This window comes from Lysinibacillus sp. 1 U-2021, from assembly GCF_029916965.1.
GTDB classification, from domain to species: Bacteria; Bacillota; Bacilli; order Bacillales_A; family Planococcaceae; genus Lysinibacillus; species Lysinibacillus capsici.
The window spans coordinates 3,477,081-3,494,417 of the sequence record NZ_CP123966.1 but is presented as its reverse complement, the minus strand read 5'-3'; the positions used below and the strand labels follow the sequence as shown (position 1 = coordinate 3,494,417).

Genomic DNA, 17,337 nt, shown 5'->3' with positions numbered 1-17,337 from the left:
ATTTCAATTATGTATTTTTACATTTAATCTAAATTACTTTATAAAAATCACTATATTTATCTATGTATTCGAATTTTTTATTATACACGTCATATTTACTACTTTTACCTATACATAAAGTAACCACTCTCAGATGGTGTGACGGAATGATTAAGAACTTTTCTATGTTATCTTGCTCATCTAATGCGACTGTGATGTAGATGTCACATGAACCATACTTTTTATTGATTCCAAAAGTATGCACTCTGTCTTTTCCTCTTAACATATGAGGTCTTGCGACTTTAACATCTACTTTCACGACATTGTTTATCAACAAATCAAATGGATGTCCAGTACTCATCTTTTCTATTTTAAAACCTTTATCTTTTAAAATAGATATTGCTATTTGCTCATAATCTTGACCTAATTGAGTTTCGCTTTCTTTAATACTTAGGTTCAATTCCTCAGCAAATTGACGAAATCCTCCGTGCCTAGAAATATAATTATGTAACACGTAATCATTAAACACACTTCTAATTTCATTGCCACTTGGCATTCTATTTAGTTTTAATTCATTTACTACCTCAATTATAAGAGACTTTGCTTCATCTCGACTTAACTTGACTATGTTCTTTTTACTTTGGAGTCCTAATTTATTCGCCCAATGAGGATATCCTCCGTTTTTACTGATTAAACTGTCTAATTTAGGTATTTTTAATGATCGAATCTCATAAGATGTCGGCATCCTATCAAGCATCAAAGATTCCATTACTTTCTTAATTCCTTCTTTAATTTTAAATTCTTCATTATTAATTTTTTCTATAAACGCCACCTCCCTTCCGTAATTGAATTTTTACAACTTCTTAGAAAGGTAACATATCCTCTTCTACTTCAACTGTATTATTAGCAAATGGATCTTCATTATTAGTTACATTTAAAGTAATCTCATCTTCAGTTAGTAATTCACGAGCGAAAGTACCTTGAATATAGCGCAGCACCTCTAATCCTTTTTTCGTACCAGATGAAGCTTGTTCATAACTAGTAACTTTTTCACTTACATCCTCGAACGGATTATCTTCTTCAACTTTTTCAGCTACTTCTACCATAGTGAATTCTGCACGATTATTATCAATACCTTCTACTACTAAGAAATCTAGTTTATTTAGTCGTCCAAATGCTGTTGCAAAAGGAGTTTTACCTTCTTCTGCTTCTTTATAGTAAACTACTAATTCAACATCTCGTGGAACTGATTTATCTTTACCATAATCTAAGTAAACACCATTAATTTTTGTGTCGAGCGTTGTTTCATCTTGATATGTAGATTTAATTCCTAGTTGCATTTCAAAAGAATTAATTTCTTTGAAGTTCTCATCTTTAAAATCACGCACATACGGTACATAGTTATAACCTCGACTACCATCAGCTTTAGGCAATCCAACTTGACTGTCTACATTATTTTTAATTGTAATACGTTCACCTTCTACTGTAGTTGAAGTATAGACTTGCTCTACTCGTTGACCTTCTGCATCGTCAGTGACTTTAGTTAAGTACAATTTTCCACCTTCAGGATTCAACCATCCTACACGAACAGTAGCTATTCCTTCTTTATTGGCTTTACCCATCCCTAAATAATTTCCACCTTCAGCAGAATCATATGCTCGGAAAGTATCGCCCTCTGTTAAACCTTTGATTGTAACTTCACCGTTTTTAAGAGGAACAACATGTTCAATAGTTCGTTTAATATTATTGATGACTTGTCCTTCGTCGTTAGTAAATGAGCTAAATTCATATTTCCCCTTTACTTCTACCCACATATCTTTTTCGACTATTTTTCCAAGGCGCTCTGTTTTATCCCAATCAGTTTCAATCAAGTGATATGTTTCATTTGGATATTTAGATTTATCTAGACGATCATTCCAATCAAGTTTAGCTGTTTTCTTATCAGATGAACTATATGCATATGCATATCCCATTTCCATCCCTGCTAACTCAACTTTAAGTTCATTTTTGAACGCTGTCTCCACAATGAACTGTAACACTCGACGGTCTTTATTAGTTTGAGTTTTATTTGTGTCGAAGATTTCAACATCATACCAACTATCCGTATCTTTATCTTTCTTTTGTACAGGTTTGACTTTTCCTACGAAATGGAAGTTATTTGAGAATTCTTTACCTCCGTGGGTTTTGTTAATTTTGATTTCGCCTTTGTTCTTTTTAGCCATTAAATAAATCTCTCCATTTCAAATTATGTATTTTTATATTTAATTTATCGACCCAATCACAATATACCTAACCAAAATCTAAATAATATTAGGAATTTATTGAGAACATTTTAGATTTGAGAACATGTGTTATTTTATATAGTACCTAACTTCAGGTAAATTTTAATTATTTACATCCTTCATGGCTCGATAGTTTAACTAGCTTATGTATCATATCTTACTTATCTTCAATAAGACAATCCTTTTCTTCTAAACCTTCACGTTTAAAATAATACTTACTCCTTTTATTCATCCAAGGAGGAGGTTTAACTTCTTTCCATTGCTCTTTATTCAAGATGCTATTTTTAACTACTTTCACTACTTGTTTTTCATACTCTCTTAATCCAACATATTCATTACCTTGATCAATGGCTTTAGCAATCTCTGACAATATAAATGCATCAGTAACATTATCGCTTGGATGTTTATATCCCCATCTTCTTTCTATTGGTACTACCATTGTCTTTTTAGAAGAGTTGCCATTTCCAGTTGCAAATTTCTTTAATCCTTTTGGGGCTACATCATAATAAGCGAATCCTGATTTATGAAGATTTTCTCTTATTACCCAACCTACTCCAAATTGATAATCAATTCCTTGACCTAGTGAGTTATAACTAAAGTTTTCGATACAAATAATATCAGTTTTTATGTTTAACTTTTTAATTATTTCCTCGGCAATGTAAATCATTCTTTCAGGATCTTTCTTATATGTATAGAATAAATCAGTTTCAACTATAATCTTACCTGTTTCATCTTGTATGAAGAATCCTGTCATTGATGATGGGTCAATTCCAACATAACGCTTCGTCAATCAGCATCACCGTCATTAACTTCATCTTCGTAAATTTCAATACCTTTTATCTTTTTGCGTCCTCGACCACTTGTTGATTCACCTAAATCAATAACAATTTTATCTATTATGTATTCATACATTTCATTTGCAACCTTATCAATATGGTCACATGCTTTATCTAACGCTGTGATAAATTTATCAACATTCGATATATCCTCGGCAGTTAACCCTTCTCTAAATTCTTCATCTAATAAACGATGCGTCAATGTCTTAAAGTTTCCGAAGTGTTTCTCGTTACCGTATGCGTACTCCTCAATCAAAGGAGCATTTTTACCTTTTCCACCACGCTTCTGATACTTAAAGCTAAGTGTTTTATTATAACGATCAAAGCTGATTCTATGCTGCAATGTTAACTGTACTTGATTGGACTCTAATGGAGGTTCAATCATTATATCACCTTGCTTTCTATGTATTTTCTTTACTAACATTATCATTCCTCATAAAATGCATTTCTAGTAGTAACTTTTTGATTGTCTTACTACACCATACCAAATTCTCACGTTTAAGTTCTTGTTGTTCATTTAGATAATCTAGCTCATCTAAGATTCTTTGTTCATCCTCATACGTTAGTCGCTTAACCAATTTATCACCTCTTTATCTATGTTATGTATTTATTATATCATTACTATTTTAAATTTCAAGTATAATTTATGTATTTATTTATATAAATTTTATAATTCAGATTTAGCTAATTCTAATTCCTTTTGTAATTGCTCAATTTGTGTCTCTAGGTTATTAACTTTTTCTACATTCTTCTTATGTAACAATTCCTTCTCGTATTCAGTCATCCATTTTTCTTCTAATACCCATAAATCACGTTCATAACCTTGAAACTCATGATTAATAACATTGGATTCTTTAATTATTGAGATTCTCGGTGCATAGAAGTCACATCCATTTCCACAACAATCATGTTCTGTATTGTAGAGTTCATCAGTTGGACTGCATTCACAATAACTACCTGACATGTTACCCAACTCTAAATGGATTTTGTAAACTATTCCTAATGAATTATTATGTATTTCAAACGTTCCAATTAACCAACCATTATCACTTTCCACAAATTCAACATCGTCTAAGCAGGTATAATGATTTAACAGTTCTTTCATTTCTGAATATGATTCTAGCTGCAACAACGTTTCATAGTATGGAATCAGCAATCCCTTAGTGTCCTGATCTTGGTTTAAAATGAATTCCTTTAAATCATTATAAAATTTATGCATTTATCTTCCTCCAATTTTTATAAAATGTGATTATTATTTAGAAATAAATTAATGTAGGTTCAGTATCTTCTTCATATCGACTATATCCAACAAAACCACTTGTTTTGGAATAGCCTTTAATCCAATCTAGGAATAGCTCAATTTCATTTTCATAATTTTTTAGATTACATTTTATAACTAAGAAATATGAATTGATAATTGAGTCATATTGTAAAGCACTATTACTAAATCCATCAAAATAATAACTCCATGAATTTAACATATACCTCCATCGATTTGAAACTTTAAATAATTTATGATCTGGAGGAGTTACGTGATCTTCGTCACGGTATCGATTCATCATAAACTTTAATGTATTGATAACCTCACTTGGCACATCTTCGTTCAATTCAATTGATAAAACTAACTCAGTATACATTCCCATTCTTCATTTCTCCATTCTTTTTATGTATTTTTATAAAACTGAAATTTTATTTAAACTTTAACCCACTTCAATACTTTAACTTCTTTTAACTCAACCTCATCACATTCCACCTCATCTTCATATTCCCAAGGACGTTCATCTTGCATTTCAGTAGCTCCTTCACTGTAATAAGTTTCATAAAACTTGTTGTCATGTTTGAAGACAATTCGATGATGAATACTCCATCGTGACATATCTGTAACTTCATCAAGTAAGGCATTACTTGGTAAGTCTAATTCATTTTTAAGATAATCCTTATGTAATTTAATTGTTGTCATCAAGAATCACTCCAGTTCCTTTGCAGCATTCACACTCAGTTAATGGTTCATTAATTTTTGTAATAAGTTCATTTAAATATGTATCAATATTAACGAGTAAGTCTTCGTAACTAGCACCTTCAAATGGTGTAACTACTGTATAACTTTGATATGATGAAGGAGCTACTTCAAATACTGTAACTTCTCTACTACGTTGGTAACGAGTTTCATATTTAGGCTTTCTACGTTTATACATTGAATTAATATCTACTTGATATTGTCGTGGCTCATACAATTCAATTTTCTTCTTTACTGTAAAACAGAAATCATAGTCACTTGTAATAGCTGCATATTTAGAATTAATGTTGTTCTTCACAAAGTCACGTATGATTTTATATGATTGTTCATGTGTAAGCTTACATGGCTTTAATGGCAATAATTTCGGATGAGTTTGAATTTGATCTAATAAGTTGTATTTAAGAGTAAATTGAGGTTGCTTCATTTCAAATTCTCCATCTACTTCTTCAATAACATTAATTTCAAATTCAACAATTTCTAAACCTTCTTCTACTTCATCATACTTATATGTATATAGCCCACGTACTTCATCAAAATTATCATCAAAATCAGAACAATTAACTACTTTTGGTGTAAGCTCACTTTCTGGATAACCTTCTTTTAATTCATATCGTTGGTTAATTTTTGTTTTTGGTTTAACCTTTTCTATTTTCGTAGGAATTGAATTAATCTTAAACCAATTTTTATCATATGTATTTTCTAGTTTATTACCATCAAATAATAAATCTGAAATCTTTGTATAAAAGTATCCTTCATTGTTGATGTTGTCAGAGATGTAGCTGTTACTATTACTTTTAATCATAATTAACTTTAATTTATTAACTGGACTTTGCAACCATTACCACTCCTTACTTTATGTATGTTTATATTTAATTTCATAAAAGCAGAATATTACTTAAAAAATCTCTAATTCTTTAAGGACTTTCTTGAGTAAGTCAGATTCTCCATCGGCAATCAATAATACGGATTCAATCATTTCCATGTCACAGGTAATCCCTAATGAGTCTAATTGATCTGAAATAGCTTGTAACTGATTATGATCGATCACCCAACCCCCACTACTTAATGATTTATCTTCATTTTCATAATTTAATTCAATCACTATCATCTCTCCTTTATTTATCTAATTATCATTCAAAATGTCCATTTCGTTTCATAACATCTACAATCTCATCAATATAAGGTTCATCTGTATTGATTACTATGTATGAGTTAAACGGTTTCTTACCATCCTTTTCACGTCCATGTTCAATATTTCCTAACATTCTATCTAACATAATTGCTAAATCTTGCTTCTCACCAATACTTAAATACTTTTCAACATCACGCTCATTAATTACTGTATAACGTCTTTCTTTTCCTTCTAAAACTGTTCCCTTAAATGCTTGTTCAACCATACTATTTACTCCTCCTTATTTTTCAATAATACGTGTATTTTATTAATATTTAATTGGATATTGTTCAAGTGTATTGTCAATAATATTTTTCATTGCTTTGATATTTAATAGTAGTCTATTGTCAATATCATCATTATTAATTTTAGTGGCTACATTTGCATTAACTTCATCTTCAAACACAGATAAGTTTAAATTTGTTTCATCTTCTTTTAAATCAAACGTTACTCCTACAACCTTTATTTCAGAAGCTCCGTCATACTCGTCATATAAAGAATTAATATGCTCTTTAGATAATTTATGCAAAAGCCCTTTTAAGTTATTAAATCCGCTATATTCAAAAATTACATCGTCTTCATATTCACAATCATAAATTACTTCATATTCAATTTTTCCTTTTAAAGATTTAAAATGTTTATTTACTATCATTTTTATTCTCCCTTTTATGTAATTTTTTAAGTAATATCGTATACTATTATTTAATTTTATTTAATTATTGCAGAGAAAAGTTGTATTCATTACTTCCATCTTTATAATAAACAATCACCTTATTATGATTTAAAAGAATGTTATCTGCTTCTGCTCTGCTTAAATTATCATTCTCTATTTCAGCATTACGATCTTTTACTACGATAAATTTATCTCCTCCTGAAACCTCTGTAATTGCAATATGCGCCTGTCTGTATGTTTGTGTTAACATTTCAACCATTTTAACTCCTCCATTTTTTTTAATTTTTTATAAAAGTGAATTATTATTTAAGCTGCATTCCTACTGAAATCAGCACTTCTTTTACATTATGTTCATTAAGTGAATTTTCATAGAACGATAATACTGACTTGATATTCTCTACTGTATTTTTATATTTCTTTAATTTTTCCAGTTCATCATAATCGACAATAACTGTATATTGTTTTGGTAACTGCTCTGTGAATAATCCGACTTCATTTCCTAATTCATAGATTGATAAACAATCCTCTCTGAACCCTGACCTTAGTGCGATATAGTTTTTATTTTTATTTATGTATGTAATTGTATCTACGTTATCGAAACCTTTCTTTGCTTCTTCTAAAAATTCTAATGCTTCTGGTGTTATTTGATTCATATTATTGACACTCCTTTTCATAATACTTATTTTTTATTCAACTACCTTTATGACTCCCAAGTTCCTTCCACCAAATCCGAGCGAATTCACTCCTCCACATTCTGATAGTATATAATCCAATCCACCATCTACAATAATGGATGCCCAAGAAATTTTATAATAACCTTTTTCATCTAATCGTACTCTAATTGGCAACTCTTCTAAATTAATGACACCAAAATCTTCTACCTCGACTAAATTTGAAGTTACTTGTGACTTGTAATAAGGTTTTATCATTATTTTATTACTCCCTAATCGTATTATTTGAAAATGCTCAATGCGAAATGCTAACATAACTGTGATATAAGTTGTAAAGGATTGATTATGTATGACTGAAAAACTTAATACAAATACAGTTAATTGTGATGAACACCTTGCATTGAAAAACCTATTCAATGAGATTTCCGATGATGAATTAGAAATTGCTAAGAAATATATTGAAGCATTAGAACATCTTAATAAGAAGTCTGAGAATAAACCTAAAGGATGATCTCATCCTTTTTTTATTTCTTATAATATAATTCTTTTATTAAATCCCCTAAGAAACAATTTCCCCACTACTGTAATGGTATATGTATTCACGAACATGTTCTCTAAACATCGTAACCGTGTAATGTACTGTTCTTGCGCTAACCCCAATCAATGGCGCTACTTCATTTGTTGTAGTCTCTCTAATCATTAATGGGATCAAGTATGGATGATATTTATCAATAACCCATGTTTTTGCGTATTCAATTGCATTATGTAAGTATATGTAATCTTTTTTATGTAAAACATCTTTATTTGTTACGTCTAAAATATCTATTAACCTACTACCTTCATTATCTAGAACATTCGCATCCAGATATGAAAATGTATAATTTGAAGTATCTCTTTTCTTTCTTGTTGCTGCGTTTATACTTTTAATTACTTCATTTCTCATTATTGCATAACAGTATGTAGAAAATTTACAATTCTTTGTTGTAGCGTATGTTTGTGCAGCCTTTGAGAAGGCGTAATTACAATCACTCTCTATATCTTCTTTGGTGATTACTTTTGAACTCTTAAAAAGCTTTTTGACCTCAAATATTAATCCACTATTTCGTATGTAAAGTTCATCAAATGCTAACTCATCATTATCATTTATATATAATTCAACTAATTCCTCATTTGTTAGTTTTTCCATTTAATTTCCCTCTATGTATAATATCTCTCTTTATTATTAAGCAATCTACCTTCACTTGGTGATCTTACACTCAATACACCATCAACTTTCAACAAATCATATTTTTCTTTATATGTATCGATAAACAAAACATTAAGTACAGGTGATTTATATGTAATCGAACCTAATTCATTTAACTTTTCAAGAACTCTATTATCTCTATATGTAACTATAAATTGTTGAGTTGATTTCCTGTTGAAGTGCTTTTTCTTACTCCAATCTTTCGCCATTTAATTCACTCCTTTATATTGTATATAACTAAGTCTCTCTTACAAGAGTACCTATTCAGAATAAGCACTCTTGCTAAAAAATTGACTTTTTATTTCTGTTTCCAAATACCTTCATTGATCACTTCAGCTTCATTTTCAATATGAAATGACTCATTTGCTATACTAAGATTTATTTCAGCCATCTCCTGATACCCTATTTCCATTTGCTTGAGCCATGCTTCTTTTAGCTTGTCCTGTATTCTGGAATCTTCACTTAGCTGTTTTATTTCTTCAATCATTCCACCCATCTCCATTCATTATTATGTATTTATTAAATTAATCACCGACAATTTGCTACATAACAACTTCACTACTGATTGAGAATGGATTTACATTCCTTTATTTCTACTAGAATATGTATATCTTACTATATTAAGTTTAAATAATCAATAGTTTTATGTATTTATTTAATTAATAATTATAAAAACTTTTTCTTCATTGGTTTCACACTTCAATACAACTGTATCAAAGTTACCCTGATCAATATATGGTTTTAATTTTTCCAACATACTCGTCCATTGCAATTCATCATCTGGATTAAAGTTATTAGGAAGTCCAATATTCATAAGATCAGCCATTTCACCGTTTCTAGCTATGTCTTCTGCTCGTGATAATTCTATCGAATAAGTAATAGATCTATTCACTTTATCGATATACTCTAATTTCACCCATTTCATCCCCTCTCTCTTAAATAATATTCCACTATTATTCAATCTTCTTTGTACTCTGGATGTTCTTCTAACCATTCAAGATATCTTGGTAAATCATAAGAATTATAACCTTCTATGCTTGCTTCCATAAATGACTCTGCAACTTTTTTCAATTTTAATAAATCATTCTTAGTCATACATATTTTAATAGAAGTTTTTACATTCTCTGATTTATCTCTCCATCTATTCATTATCATCTTTGGTTCAGAGATAGTCATATAGTAGTAATCAAATGTTTGATATTCTGTTTCAAAATGTTGTTTGACTATACATCTTTCTACTTCAAATACATACCCATACTCCATCTCGAAATGATCTTCATGTTTAACTCTTTTATAATAATCCTTAGCATGGAATCCAAATTCTACACCTCTTTCATTCTCTAACATGAATCCTTTATCTGATAATAAATAATCAATTGTATTAGCCAATGAATTAATTTTAGGGAAATCGTGAGTGTGACTATGCATTACTAGATTCCCTTTATATAGAATATCTATGTTGTAATAAAAATACATTATTTCATTATCTTTATTTACTAATCTTCCCTCTCTAAATGGTTGGATTGATGGCTTTGAGTATGTAATTATTAAATCATCTTTAATAAATGTACTTCTTATTGTTTTTTCTCTCATCATAATTACTCATCTCCTTTTTTAATAATAGAGTGGTTTTATTGAAGTATTATTATGTTATGCTTTAATTACTTTACCTTTGTAATAATTAAAGTCCTTAAAAGTATCTCGATATTTTCTAGATAACTCACGATCACCATTGGTTAATAAAGTTTCTAATTTTTGAGCATTACCTTCAACTGTGAAGTTAGCAAATTCTTCAAATGTCATTGTTGTAGACGCTAATACCTCATCTTTTTTATCAATAATTGTATATACACATCCACAATCTGATCCTACGAATACATATCGTAATCCAACATGGCGTACTACATAATCAAATTCATCATTTGGAAATCGAATAATATCTCCTAGTTTTAAATCGTGTAGTTTGTGTTTATTGTTTCTCATAATAATATCTCCTTTTTTTATAGGTGTTTATTTTATTTAAATTTAATAGCAGTATTATAATCAAACCAATTAATTGAGTTTAATCTACTTAGATTATGCGCCTTGTTTCTTCTACCATGCTTGAAACTTATGATCTTCCTGTATTTTCTTATTATCTTTTCTTTTATCAATAGATTAAATTGTGTATACACCTTTGAAGTCTTTTTGCTTAATTGATGCGGAATTCCTTTACAATCAGTAAATATTGTAATTTCATCTTGTTCTATTCCTAATTCATTTACCCTTTTAACCAATAAACATAAAGCTAATTTTTCCAAAGCATAATTACAGTTGAGGTTCACTCTTGCTGTGAATTGATCCTTTATAGTATCACCTTCTAAGATAATGTATGATATATAACCAACATCACCCCTAACTGATGCATCTGACCAAGCTTCATACATCTTATCGCCTCTTTATGTATGTATTATTTTACTCCTTCTTTTGAGCAGCCTTACCACGTTTAACTTTACTTGCTGATTTCATGTCTCTACTTTTACTTCCGTATGGAGTACGATCTGGATTACCTAAATAACCAAATCTCTTCCGTTTAAAATCTAACTTTTCTGCAACACCTATTATTTTGTCAAATTTAAGCTTGTCCTTCGCATATTGTAAAGCAGCTTCTTTGCTTTCTGTCTTTACATTCATGTTATATTCATTCCCATTTAAAATTAACGTAACTATGTATTGATTCATTATGTATAATCTCCATTTTTAATTTAATAATATCTATATATTATGTTATTATGTATTTATTTAATATCTAACTTCTTTTACTACACATTCACTTATCATGTACTTGGTATAACAAATTGAATCACAATATAAATTAGCATCATCTATGAGGTATTCATCTTCTCTGGTTAACTCATTTGAACAATCCTTATTCGCACAACAACCAATCACATTAATATCGTGATGTTTATTCAGTTTCTTCACCCTCTCCAACAATTCTGTTTTCTTTTAGAGGATTATACTCTCTCTGCATTTCGAAATACTTAAAACCTGCACCAACTTTTAGGTCAACTAACTGCTTAACTAACCAATCACATTCAGCAACCCATGTAAGCATGTTATCATTATTACTAAACATTGATCCCTCGTCATAGTTGTTGATAATCTTATCAAAAGTATTTCGTAAATTTACAATATCCTTATTCATTTTAATCTCACCTTTATGTATATGTATTTTTAGATTACTACTCTTCTAAGTTTTGTTTCCATCATCTTTCTACATTCTGTATCAGCAATTTTAATTCTATAATGCTTTCTGTTCTTCCACATAATATTTGATTTTGTTACCTTAAGTAAATGTGCTATGTATCGATAATCCTCATTACTAAACTTTCCATGTTTTACTCCAAATACTGTAACTAATGAATCAGTATAGATTGTCACCCCTTCCCAATCTTTCTTTAAAACCATTTGTAACGCCTTAATAATGGTTGTTGCTTCAGCTTTTGTAGAAGAATCAAAACCTATAAAAGTTCTTCGCTTGATTTTATTATTTCCTTTCATTACAAAATAGTGATGAGTTGATACACCGTCTTTGTAACTACTGTCTGTATAAATTTTTAACATATGATTACTCACCTTCCTTATTTAAAATTTTAATCCATTAACACTCAATATATGTATTTTGATCTAACTTCGAATTACTTAATAAATCATTTATGTATAATATCCAATCGTTTGCAGCCTTTATTGAATTGTATGTTTTTTCATAAACATAACCACTTTCATCTCTAATTTTGTATCCCTCTCCACAAATATTGGAGATAACGAAGAGATTATTTTTAACAGATGTACATAACATTTTAAAACCACCTTTATGTATTTATTTTAATTATATATTTATTGATGTGATATTGGCGCTCTGTACCATTACCACATCAGTTTTTCACAAAGACAACATAATAAGTCTCACCCCTTGATTTTCCTTAACACCTCATAACTTGGATAGTTAACATTTAAGTATTTTTTTATCTCATCTATGTTAGATGCACCATCAGTTTCAATTGTAGTTAAATCTTCTGTATTATACAAAAAAATATTACTATGCATCAATATTAAAGTATAATCTCCTTTTCCATCAATTCTTATCATATCTGTCATGTCAAACAACTTATTATTAGATAGATAGTATTTTACTTCTGGTGTCCGTTTAAGAATACTAATTACATCTCCATCTTCAGTTATTTCTGCGATTTCAACAAAATGAAAATCTGTACAGTCAGAGATTAACTTATTCCCTTTTACATTTGTCACGCTTAGTCCATTAGTAGGTATTAAACCATCATAAAGTGCTAATAACTCTTCTGGGCTATTGTTCTGAATTACTACATCAGATTGAATCTTTGCTACTATTGTCATAATCATATACTCCCCCTTTTGGCTTATACATAGTATAAATAGTTACTTTATTAATACAATTTTACCAATTGTCTAAAATAATGTCAATCTAAAAATGAAAACATTTGTTCGTATTTTTGTTCGATATTTTTTAAGAACATTTAAATAGTTATTTTCTTTCTCATAATTTATATCCTCTTAAAAAGCATCGAATACCATTAATATATTTATATATTTATATGTATAAGAGAGCTGAATGATAATTTCATTCAGTCTTTCTATTCTTTATATCTTAACCTCAAAATGCCCATATTCATCTTGCATGAAATCAAAATCCATTGTTTCTCTGATTCGTTGAAGCTGAGGATATTCTTTATTATTAGAAATTATAGTACTCAAATTATATTTTTTTACTAACTCTTCTACAATGTTTAAATCAAAAACACGTTCACCTTTTCTATTCATCCATTCATTTGCATAATACATCATTCCAGAAATTTCAATAGTTGTTGCAGTTACGTTACTGTCCTCGAATGTATCCTTAATTCGCTGCATAATGATTGTACTGATCATAGATGCTGTAATACGAACATCATTGTCTTTCCCTAGTCTATTCTTCCTGAAAATATATTCGCCATCAACTAATCTTGCCATTTTCCCACTAGGACTTTTTATTTCTGTAGTATTATAAGTTTTAATTAATAAATCATAAAGTTCTTTAGATACTTCAATTTGTCTACTATCTAAGTTTATTTCATCTGAAAGTACATTTAAAAAATATTTATCATCTTTTGTAGTAATGTCATCCATTCTCAAGTTTCTTATTTCAGAGAATGATGATCCTACAATACCTTCAAACAGTAAAAGCACAATAGCCTTATCCCTGTTGTTATCCAGTAACTCAATTTTATTAAGGAGTTCTTCTCTTGTGTAATAATGCTTACCTGCATTCCAAACATAAGTAGAAACATACTCATCATTAATTACATCAACAATTGGATGTGTTGGAGAAGCACTATGACCATTATCAATAGCCCATGTTATATAGTTCTTTATAGTATTAATAAATATAATTGCTGATCTTTTTGTTTGTCTTTTAGCCTGTCTAAATAATAAATCTAACATGGAATTATCCATATCATATAAATCTGTTTCATGTTTTCTTTCAAATGATTCAGTACGATTAAAAATTGAGTAATAAGTTTTCTTAGATGAATCAGATAAATTTAATGTTTCAAGAAATGATTTCTTGTATTCCTCGTTATACATAATCACTTCACACCTTTCTTATACATATCTGTAAATATCTTTATCAATGCTTTTCGATCTTTAGCATTCAATTTCATTTTTCCAATAATTATTTTACTTAATTTAGATTCTGATTTATGGAATTCATTTATATCTATAATATCTTCTATTTTTTCAAATGGAATTTCATTATCTTTCATTAATTTAATTAAATATAGATGCCCTTCAAATACATCCGCATCAAAAAGTAGACTATAGTCACTTACTATATAGTTTTTATAAATACCAAATAGATACACTAAATATTCATTTATAGCCTTTGCAAGCCTTCTTGCATCCAAAATACTATCTAATTTAAAAATACTGTTTATCTGTGTGTTAATTATCTTATAAGTCGTAAAGTCACTACCTTTTATAGATGACTTAGCATCACTTGCAGATGTTATTCTATTCTTTAGTTGTCCTTCTGCTTTTAAAATATTCACTACTTCATTTGAATATGATTTATTATCTAATTCTTCTACTCGACTTCTTGATAAAGGAGTATGTTTATCTAGATCAACTTGATATCTTTTAACTTCTGCATCTGATTTATTAGAGATTGTTATTGGGAAAGAACCTTTAATATTAGAGTCTTTATTATAAGCACTGTAATTACCTAATAATCTATGCATCCCATCTACAATATCTAAAACCGTACCTTCATTTATTTTTAGAGTATGATTTTTATCATCGTAAACAAGTTCTACCCCTTCTAGAGCAGTCATTTGATGTGCATTAAGTGTAATTGTAGTTGGTCTTAACACACCTTTTAAAATCTCATTTCTAATCTGTGTAATTTTACTTTGATAAATAATAGGCTTCTCTATTTCTACCCCAAAACGAACAACTTTCTTCATACCACGTTGAACATTGGCGTTGTAATCTAATTTTCCTGATTTATATAATCTAGCTAATTCTTTTCTTGTTAGGGTTGCATTATAATAACCGTCACCTAAGTCAGTTACATTATGAATTGTCATTGGGAAATCGATAATATCTGTTGATGAAGATCCTACAAATTGATATCCGCCAATTTCTTTTTGTTCACGATCAGTAAACCATTCATTCATCCATTCACTCTGGTTCATTCCTAATTTAACGACTAATTGCTGCCCAAATAATGCAATCTCTTCAAATTCTAATTTACTTACATTATTAACATTATTAAATAAGGAATAAATCTTAGCACTTTCAATACCATGTTTGCTATTTAGGTGTTCGACAATTAAATCTACTTCATCTTTATCTACATTGGATGAGAAAGCATTTATTAAACTTTTAACTTCGATCTCTAATTGTTCATTATCTTTACCTAATTTCATTAATTTCCCTCCCTTAATTACAAGAGATATTTTATCATCTAGTAATTAATTTTTCATTAAATATTACATATTATTTTTCTTATTTTTTATTTTATTATTTAAAAGTAAAAGCATTTCTGGTCTCATTTCACTTAATGCTTCTAAGAGGAGTTCATGTGATACTGTTTTATAAATATCTTCATCGGTACTCATTTTTGCTGAAATAATACCTGTAACATTTAAATTAGTTAATCTTAAATACCTCATTGTTGTATTAACATTACTGTGTCTAGCTTTCTTTTTTGCTGAATCTATGCAGTTTCCATTATTAAGATAGCACATTGTTACAGCTAGTTTTTTAAATGAGTGGAAACTGTAGTCTATCCCTGTTTTATTTAATAATTTATTTCCTCTTTCCATCATACCTACTAATTGTTTATATGTTAGAGTAAATAATTTTTTATCATTTCCAATTGTTTTTAATTGTAAGAGTTCATTGTATAACTCTTTACTTATCTTATCAATCCATTCTTGATTACCTTTACCCTTGTTAAAACCATAGGATTTTAGAATAACTCCATCTTCAACCTCTATAAAATTTGACCATTCAACTGACAACAACTCACTTGCTCTCATACCTGTTTCAGCAGCTAAGTTTATTATTAATGATTTTTCTAATCCTTGATCTTCTTTTCCAAAGTAATCTGCATATTCCATTGCTAAATCAAAAGGAATCATTTCTATTTCTTCACTTGTATCAGGTAATGATTTTATCACTGTTAAATCATTTAAATCGTATTTAATTACTTTCCTACCTCTTAAGTGCTCAATAAGAGATTTGATTGCTGACTGACGATTATTTATAGTTTGATTTGAATATTTTCTTTTTCCCTCCTCTTTTTCAAGGTAAAACAGATCATCAAAATATTCAAATAAAACATCTGAGTTTAATCCATTTTCAATATCACTTACTGTTATATATTTATAATCACTTTTAAACAATATATCCTTAAATATCCTATTCAATGCTGAACGATAAGTTTTTTCTGTATTTATTGATTTTTTACCCTTAAATTTTAAAAAATCTTCAATGTGAGAACCTATATAATTATCTATATATGTTGTCGTTGCATAATCACTCATTGTCATTAATTACAACTCCTTCTCATGTTATATGTATTAATATAATTATACATAATTAATTCTACAATATCAACTATTTTATGTATTTATTTTATTTATAACATGAGAAGGATATTTTCATTTAAAGCTCATTATTAATCCTCATTTGGATATACAATTACTGTCTAAAAAGTCTTGAATTTCTTTTGCTTGTTGTAAATACATCACTGCGACATCTTTAGGTTGAATTATCGCTTCACATTCTAGCCAATTTTTCAAATCAATAAGCCACATTTCCACTTTAAATATATCCTTCTCGTTATTTATGGGTTTCAGGAATAATGTCTCCTTTCGTAAAAGTTAAATATTATG

At 28.9% G+C, this 17,337-nt stretch carries 31 protein-coding genes; 1 reads left to right on the top strand and 30 read right to left on the bottom strand.

What is annotated here, in order from left to right; genetic code table 11:
* Nucleotides 1–28: 28 nt before the first annotated feature.
* The 15 genes from QH639_RS18250 to QH639_RS18180 all read right to left on the bottom strand — a co-directional run bounded on the left by QH639_RS18250 (nt 29) and on the right by QH639_RS18180 (nt 7,887).
* Nucleotides 29–811, bottom strand: a complete 783-nt coding sequence (locus QH639_RS18250) for a hypothetical protein (protein ID WP_281114948.1) — start codon at nt 809–811, stop codon at nt 29–31.
* A 31-nt stretch (nt 812–842) separates the two neighbouring features.
* Nucleotides 843–2,201 carry a hypothetical protein gene (locus tag QH639_RS18245; protein ID WP_281114947.1) on the bottom strand — a complete coding sequence of 453 codons (1,359 nt, stop codon included), beginning with the start codon at nt 2,199–2,201 and terminating at the stop codon, nt 843–845.
* A 217-nt stretch (nt 2,202–2,418) separates the two neighbouring features.
* Complete coding sequence (locus QH639_RS18240) at nt 2,419–3,051, bottom strand: hypothetical protein (protein WP_281114946.1); 633 nt, start codon at nt 3,049–3,051, stop codon at nt 2,419–2,421.
* On the bottom strand, nt 3,048–3,482 hold the full coding sequence (locus tag QH639_RS18235; protein ID WP_281114945.1) for a hypothetical protein: 435 nt from the start codon (nt 3,480–3,482) through the stop codon (nt 3,048–3,050). The genes QH639_RS18240 and QH639_RS18235 overlap by 4 nt, the downstream gene beginning before the upstream one ends.
* Nucleotides 3,483–3,498: 16 nt before the next feature.
* Nucleotides 3,499–3,675, bottom strand: coding sequence for a hypothetical protein (locus QH639_RS18230; RefSeq protein WP_281114944.1), 177 nt, complete (start codon nt 3,673–3,675; stop codon nt 3,499–3,501).
* An 89-nt stretch (nt 3,676–3,764) separates the two neighbouring features.
* Nucleotides 3,765–4,316 (bottom strand): hypothetical protein, encoded by a 552-nt coding sequence (locus tag QH639_RS18225; RefSeq protein WP_281114943.1) that lies wholly within the window; start codon nt 4,314–4,316, stop codon nt 3,765–3,767.
* 37 nt (nt 4,317–4,353) lie between these two features.
* On the bottom strand, nt 4,354–4,740 hold the full coding sequence (locus tag QH639_RS18220) for a hypothetical protein (RefSeq protein WP_281114942.1): 387 nt from the start codon (nt 4,738–4,740) through the stop codon (nt 4,354–4,356).
* Nucleotides 4,741–4,790: 50 nt separating this feature from the next.
* Nucleotides 4,791–5,057 carry a hypothetical protein gene (locus tag QH639_RS18215; RefSeq protein WP_281114941.1) on the bottom strand — a complete coding sequence of 89 codons (267 nt, stop codon included), beginning with the start codon at nt 5,055–5,057 and terminating at the stop codon, nt 4,791–4,793.
* Nucleotides 5,044–5,949, bottom strand: coding sequence for a hypothetical protein (locus QH639_RS18210; RefSeq protein ID WP_281114940.1), 906 nt, complete (start codon nt 5,947–5,949; stop codon nt 5,044–5,046). The genes QH639_RS18215 and QH639_RS18210 overlap by 14 nt, the downstream gene beginning before the upstream one ends.
* Nucleotides 5,950–6,009: 60 nt before the next feature.
* The gene (locus tag QH639_RS18205; RefSeq protein ID WP_281114939.1) at nt 6,010–6,216 is read right to left on the bottom strand and encodes a hypothetical protein; all 207 of its coding nucleotides are present in this window, start codon (nt 6,214–6,216) and stop codon (nt 6,010–6,012) included.
* A gap of 28 nt (nt 6,217–6,244) precedes the next feature.
* Nucleotides 6,245–6,511 (bottom strand): hypothetical protein, encoded by a 267-nt coding sequence (locus tag QH639_RS18200; protein ID WP_281114938.1) that lies wholly within the window; start codon nt 6,509–6,511, stop codon nt 6,245–6,247.
* Nucleotides 6,512–6,553: 42 nt separating this feature from the next.
* Nucleotides 6,554–6,937, bottom strand: coding sequence for a hypothetical protein (locus QH639_RS18195; RefSeq protein WP_281114937.1), 384 nt, complete (start codon nt 6,935–6,937; stop codon nt 6,554–6,556).
* 64 nt (nt 6,938–7,001) lie between these two features.
* A complete protein-coding gene (locus QH639_RS18190; RefSeq protein ID WP_281114936.1) occupies nt 7,002–7,217 on the bottom strand; it encodes a hypothetical protein in 216 nt (71 codons plus the stop codon).
* Nucleotides 7,218–7,260: 43 nt separating this feature from the next.
* Nucleotides 7,261–7,611 (bottom strand): hypothetical protein, encoded by a 351-nt coding sequence (locus QH639_RS18185; protein WP_281114935.1) that lies wholly within the window; start codon nt 7,609–7,611, stop codon nt 7,261–7,263.
* Between the two features lie 33 nt (nt 7,612–7,644).
* Nucleotides 7,645–7,887, bottom strand: a complete 243-nt coding sequence (locus QH639_RS18180) for a hypothetical protein (protein ID WP_281114934.1) — start codon at nt 7,885–7,887, stop codon at nt 7,645–7,647.
* Between the two features lie 91 nt (nt 7,888–7,978).
* Here QH639_RS18180 and QH639_RS18175 point away from each other — a divergent pair, with 91 nt between their 5' ends.
* The gene (locus QH639_RS18175; protein WP_281114933.1) at nt 7,979–8,140 is read left to right on the top strand and encodes a hypothetical protein; all 162 of its coding nucleotides are present in this window, start codon (nt 7,979–7,981) and stop codon (nt 8,138–8,140) included.
* Nucleotides 8,141–8,188: 48 nt separating this feature from the next.
* On the opposite strand, the gene QH639_RS18170 is transcribed toward QH639_RS18175, so the two are convergent.
* The 15 genes from QH639_RS18170 to QH639_RS18100 all read right to left on the bottom strand — a co-directional run bounded on the left by QH639_RS18170 (nt 8,189) and on the right by QH639_RS18100 (nt 17,265).
* Nucleotides 8,189–8,815 (bottom strand): sigma factor, encoded by a 627-nt coding sequence (locus QH639_RS18170; protein WP_281114932.1) that lies wholly within the window; start codon nt 8,813–8,815, stop codon nt 8,189–8,191.
* An 11-nt stretch (nt 8,816–8,826) separates the two neighbouring features.
* Nucleotides 8,827–9,084: a hypothetical protein gene (locus QH639_RS18165; RefSeq protein WP_281114931.1), complete on the bottom strand. Its 258-nt coding sequence runs from the start codon at nt 9,082–9,084 to the stop codon at nt 8,827–8,829.
* A gap of 89 nt (nt 9,085–9,173) precedes the next feature.
* The gene (locus QH639_RS18160) at nt 9,174–9,362 is read right to left on the bottom strand and encodes a hypothetical protein (RefSeq protein ID WP_281114930.1); all 189 of its coding nucleotides are present in this window, start codon (nt 9,360–9,362) and stop codon (nt 9,174–9,176) included.
* 168 nt (nt 9,363–9,530) lie between these two features.
* Complete coding sequence (locus QH639_RS18155) at nt 9,531–9,791, bottom strand: hypothetical protein (RefSeq protein ID WP_281114929.1); 261 nt, start codon at nt 9,789–9,791, stop codon at nt 9,531–9,533.
* A 41-nt stretch (nt 9,792–9,832) separates the two neighbouring features.
* The gene (locus tag QH639_RS18150) at nt 9,833–10,471 is read right to left on the bottom strand and encodes a hypothetical protein (protein ID WP_257521578.1); all 639 of its coding nucleotides are present in this window, start codon (nt 10,469–10,471) and stop codon (nt 9,833–9,835) included.
* A gap of 54 nt (nt 10,472–10,525) precedes the next feature.
* Entirely contained in the window at nt 10,526–10,858 is a 333-nt protein-coding gene (locus QH639_RS18145; protein ID WP_281114928.1) for a hypothetical protein, read from the bottom strand.
* Between the two features lie 32 nt (nt 10,859–10,890).
* The gene (locus QH639_RS18140; RefSeq protein WP_281114927.1) at nt 10,891–11,301 is read right to left on the bottom strand and encodes a hypothetical protein; all 411 of its coding nucleotides are present in this window, start codon (nt 11,299–11,301) and stop codon (nt 10,891–10,893) included.
* A gap of 28 nt (nt 11,302–11,329) precedes the next feature.
* Complete coding sequence (locus QH639_RS18135; protein ID WP_281114926.1) at nt 11,330–11,596, bottom strand: hypothetical protein; 267 nt, start codon at nt 11,594–11,596, stop codon at nt 11,330–11,332.
* 226 nt (nt 11,597–11,822) lie between these two features.
* On the bottom strand, nt 11,823–12,062 hold the full coding sequence (locus tag QH639_RS18130) for a hypothetical protein (protein WP_281114925.1): 240 nt from the start codon (nt 12,060–12,062) through the stop codon (nt 11,823–11,825).
* A 29-nt stretch (nt 12,063–12,091) separates the two neighbouring features.
* On the bottom strand, nt 12,092–12,481 hold the full coding sequence (locus tag QH639_RS18125) for an RNase H family protein (RefSeq protein WP_281114924.1): 390 nt from the start codon (nt 12,479–12,481) through the stop codon (nt 12,092–12,094).
* Nucleotides 12,482–12,823: 342 nt separating this feature from the next.
* Complete coding sequence (locus QH639_RS18120; protein WP_257521572.1) at nt 12,824–13,273, bottom strand: hypothetical protein; 450 nt, start codon at nt 13,271–13,273, stop codon at nt 12,824–12,826.
* A 264-nt stretch (nt 13,274–13,537) separates the two neighbouring features.
* Entirely contained in the window at nt 13,538–14,521 is a 984-nt protein-coding gene (locus QH639_RS18115; protein ID WP_281114923.1) for a phage lytic cycle repressor MrpR family protein, read from the bottom strand.
* A gap of 2 nt (nt 14,522–14,523) precedes the next feature.
* A complete protein-coding gene (locus tag QH639_RS18110; protein WP_281114922.1) occupies nt 14,524–15,864 on the bottom strand; it encodes a hypothetical protein in 1,341 nt (446 codons plus the stop codon).
* Nucleotides 15,865–15,927: 63 nt separating this feature from the next.
* Complete coding sequence (locus QH639_RS18105; RefSeq protein ID WP_281114921.1) at nt 15,928–16,992, bottom strand: tyrosine-type recombinase/integrase; 1,065 nt, start codon at nt 16,990–16,992, stop codon at nt 15,928–15,930.
* Nucleotides 16,993–17,127: 135 nt separating this feature from the next.
* Complete coding sequence (locus tag QH639_RS18100) at nt 17,128–17,265, bottom strand: hypothetical protein (protein ID WP_281114920.1); 138 nt, start codon at nt 17,263–17,265, stop codon at nt 17,128–17,130.
* Nucleotides 17,266–17,337 lie beyond the last annotated feature (72 nt).

Excerpts from the sequence above, each read along its gene's own strand:
- QH639_RS18220 (WP_281114942.1), bottom strand. The coding sequence starts at position 4,740 with ATGGGAATGTATACTGAGTTAGTTTTATCAATTGAATTGAACGAAGAT.
- QH639_RS18105 (WP_281114921.1), bottom strand. The coding sequence starts at position 16,992 with ATGACAATGAGTGATTATGCAACGACAACATATATAGATAATTATATA.
- QH639_RS18180 (WP_281114934.1), bottom strand. The coding sequence starts at position 7,887 with ATGATAAAACCTTATTACAAGTCACAAGTAACTTCAAATTTAGTCGAG.
- QH639_RS18175 (WP_281114933.1), top strand. The coding sequence starts at position 7,979 with ATGACTGAAAAACTTAATACAAATACAGTTAATTGTGATGAACACCTT.
- QH639_RS18150 (WP_257521578.1), bottom strand. The coding sequence starts at position 10,471 with ATGATGAGAGAAAAAACAATAAGAAGTACATTTATTAAAGATGATTTA.
- QH639_RS18170 (WP_281114932.1), bottom strand. The coding sequence starts at position 8,815 with ATGGAAAAACTAACAAATGAGGAATTAGTTGAATTATATATAAATGAT.
- QH639_RS18135 (WP_281114926.1), bottom strand. The coding sequence starts at position 11,596 with ATGAATCAATACATAGTTACGTTAATTTTAAATGGGAATGAATATAAC.
- QH639_RS18235 (WP_281114945.1), bottom strand. The coding sequence starts at position 3,482 with ATGATTGAACCTCCATTAGAGTCCAATCAAGTACAGTTAACATTGCAG.
- QH639_RS18195 (WP_281114937.1), bottom strand. The coding sequence starts at position 6,937 with ATGATAGTAAATAAACATTTTAAATCTTTAAAAGGAAAAATTGAATAT.
- QH639_RS18140 (WP_281114927.1), bottom strand. The coding sequence starts at position 11,301 with ATGTATGAAGCTTGGTCAGATGCATCAGTTAGGGGTGATGTTGGTTAT.
- QH639_RS18120 (WP_257521572.1), bottom strand. The coding sequence starts at position 13,273 with ATGACAATAGTAGCAAAGATTCAATCTGATGTAGTAATTCAGAACAAT.
- QH639_RS18110 (WP_281114922.1), bottom strand. The coding sequence starts at position 15,864 with ATGAAATTAGGTAAAGATAATGAACAATTAGAGATCGAAGTTAAAAGT.
- QH639_RS18130 (WP_281114925.1), bottom strand. The coding sequence starts at position 12,062 with ATGAATAAGGATATTGTAAATTTACGAAATACTTTTGATAAGATTATC.
- QH639_RS18225 (WP_281114943.1), bottom strand. The coding sequence starts at position 4,316 with ATGCATAAATTTTATAATGATTTAAAGGAATTCATTTTAAACCAAGAT.
- QH639_RS18160 (WP_281114930.1), bottom strand. The coding sequence starts at position 9,362 with ATGATTGAAGAAATAAAACAGCTAAGTGAAGATTCCAGAATACAGGAC.
- QH639_RS18165 (WP_281114931.1), bottom strand. The coding sequence starts at position 9,084 with ATGGCGAAAGATTGGAGTAAGAAAAAGCACTTCAACAGGAAATCAACT.
- QH639_RS18145 (WP_281114928.1), bottom strand. The coding sequence starts at position 10,858 with ATGAGAAACAATAAACACAAACTACACGATTTAAAACTAGGAGATATT.
- QH639_RS18245 (WP_281114947.1), bottom strand. The coding sequence starts at position 2,201 with ATGGCTAAAAAGAACAAAGGCGAAATCAAAATTAACAAAACCCACGGA.
- QH639_RS18215 (WP_281114941.1), bottom strand. The coding sequence starts at position 5,057 with ATGACAACAATTAAATTACATAAGGATTATCTTAAAAATGAATTAGAC.
- QH639_RS18185 (WP_281114935.1), bottom strand. The coding sequence starts at position 7,611 with ATGAATCAAATAACACCAGAAGCATTAGAATTTTTAGAAGAAGCAAAG.
- QH639_RS18190 (WP_281114936.1), bottom strand. The coding sequence starts at position 7,217 with ATGGTTGAAATGTTAACACAAACATACAGACAGGCGCATATTGCAATT.
- QH639_RS18200 (WP_281114938.1), bottom strand. The coding sequence starts at position 6,511 with ATGGTTGAACAAGCATTTAAGGGAACAGTTTTAGAAGGAAAAGAAAGA.
- QH639_RS18125 (WP_281114924.1), bottom strand. The coding sequence starts at position 12,481 with ATGTTAAAAATTTATACAGACAGTAGTTACAAAGACGGTGTATCAACT.
- QH639_RS18115 (WP_281114923.1), bottom strand. The coding sequence starts at position 14,521 with ATGTATAACGAGGAATACAAGAAATCATTTCTTGAAACATTAAATTTA.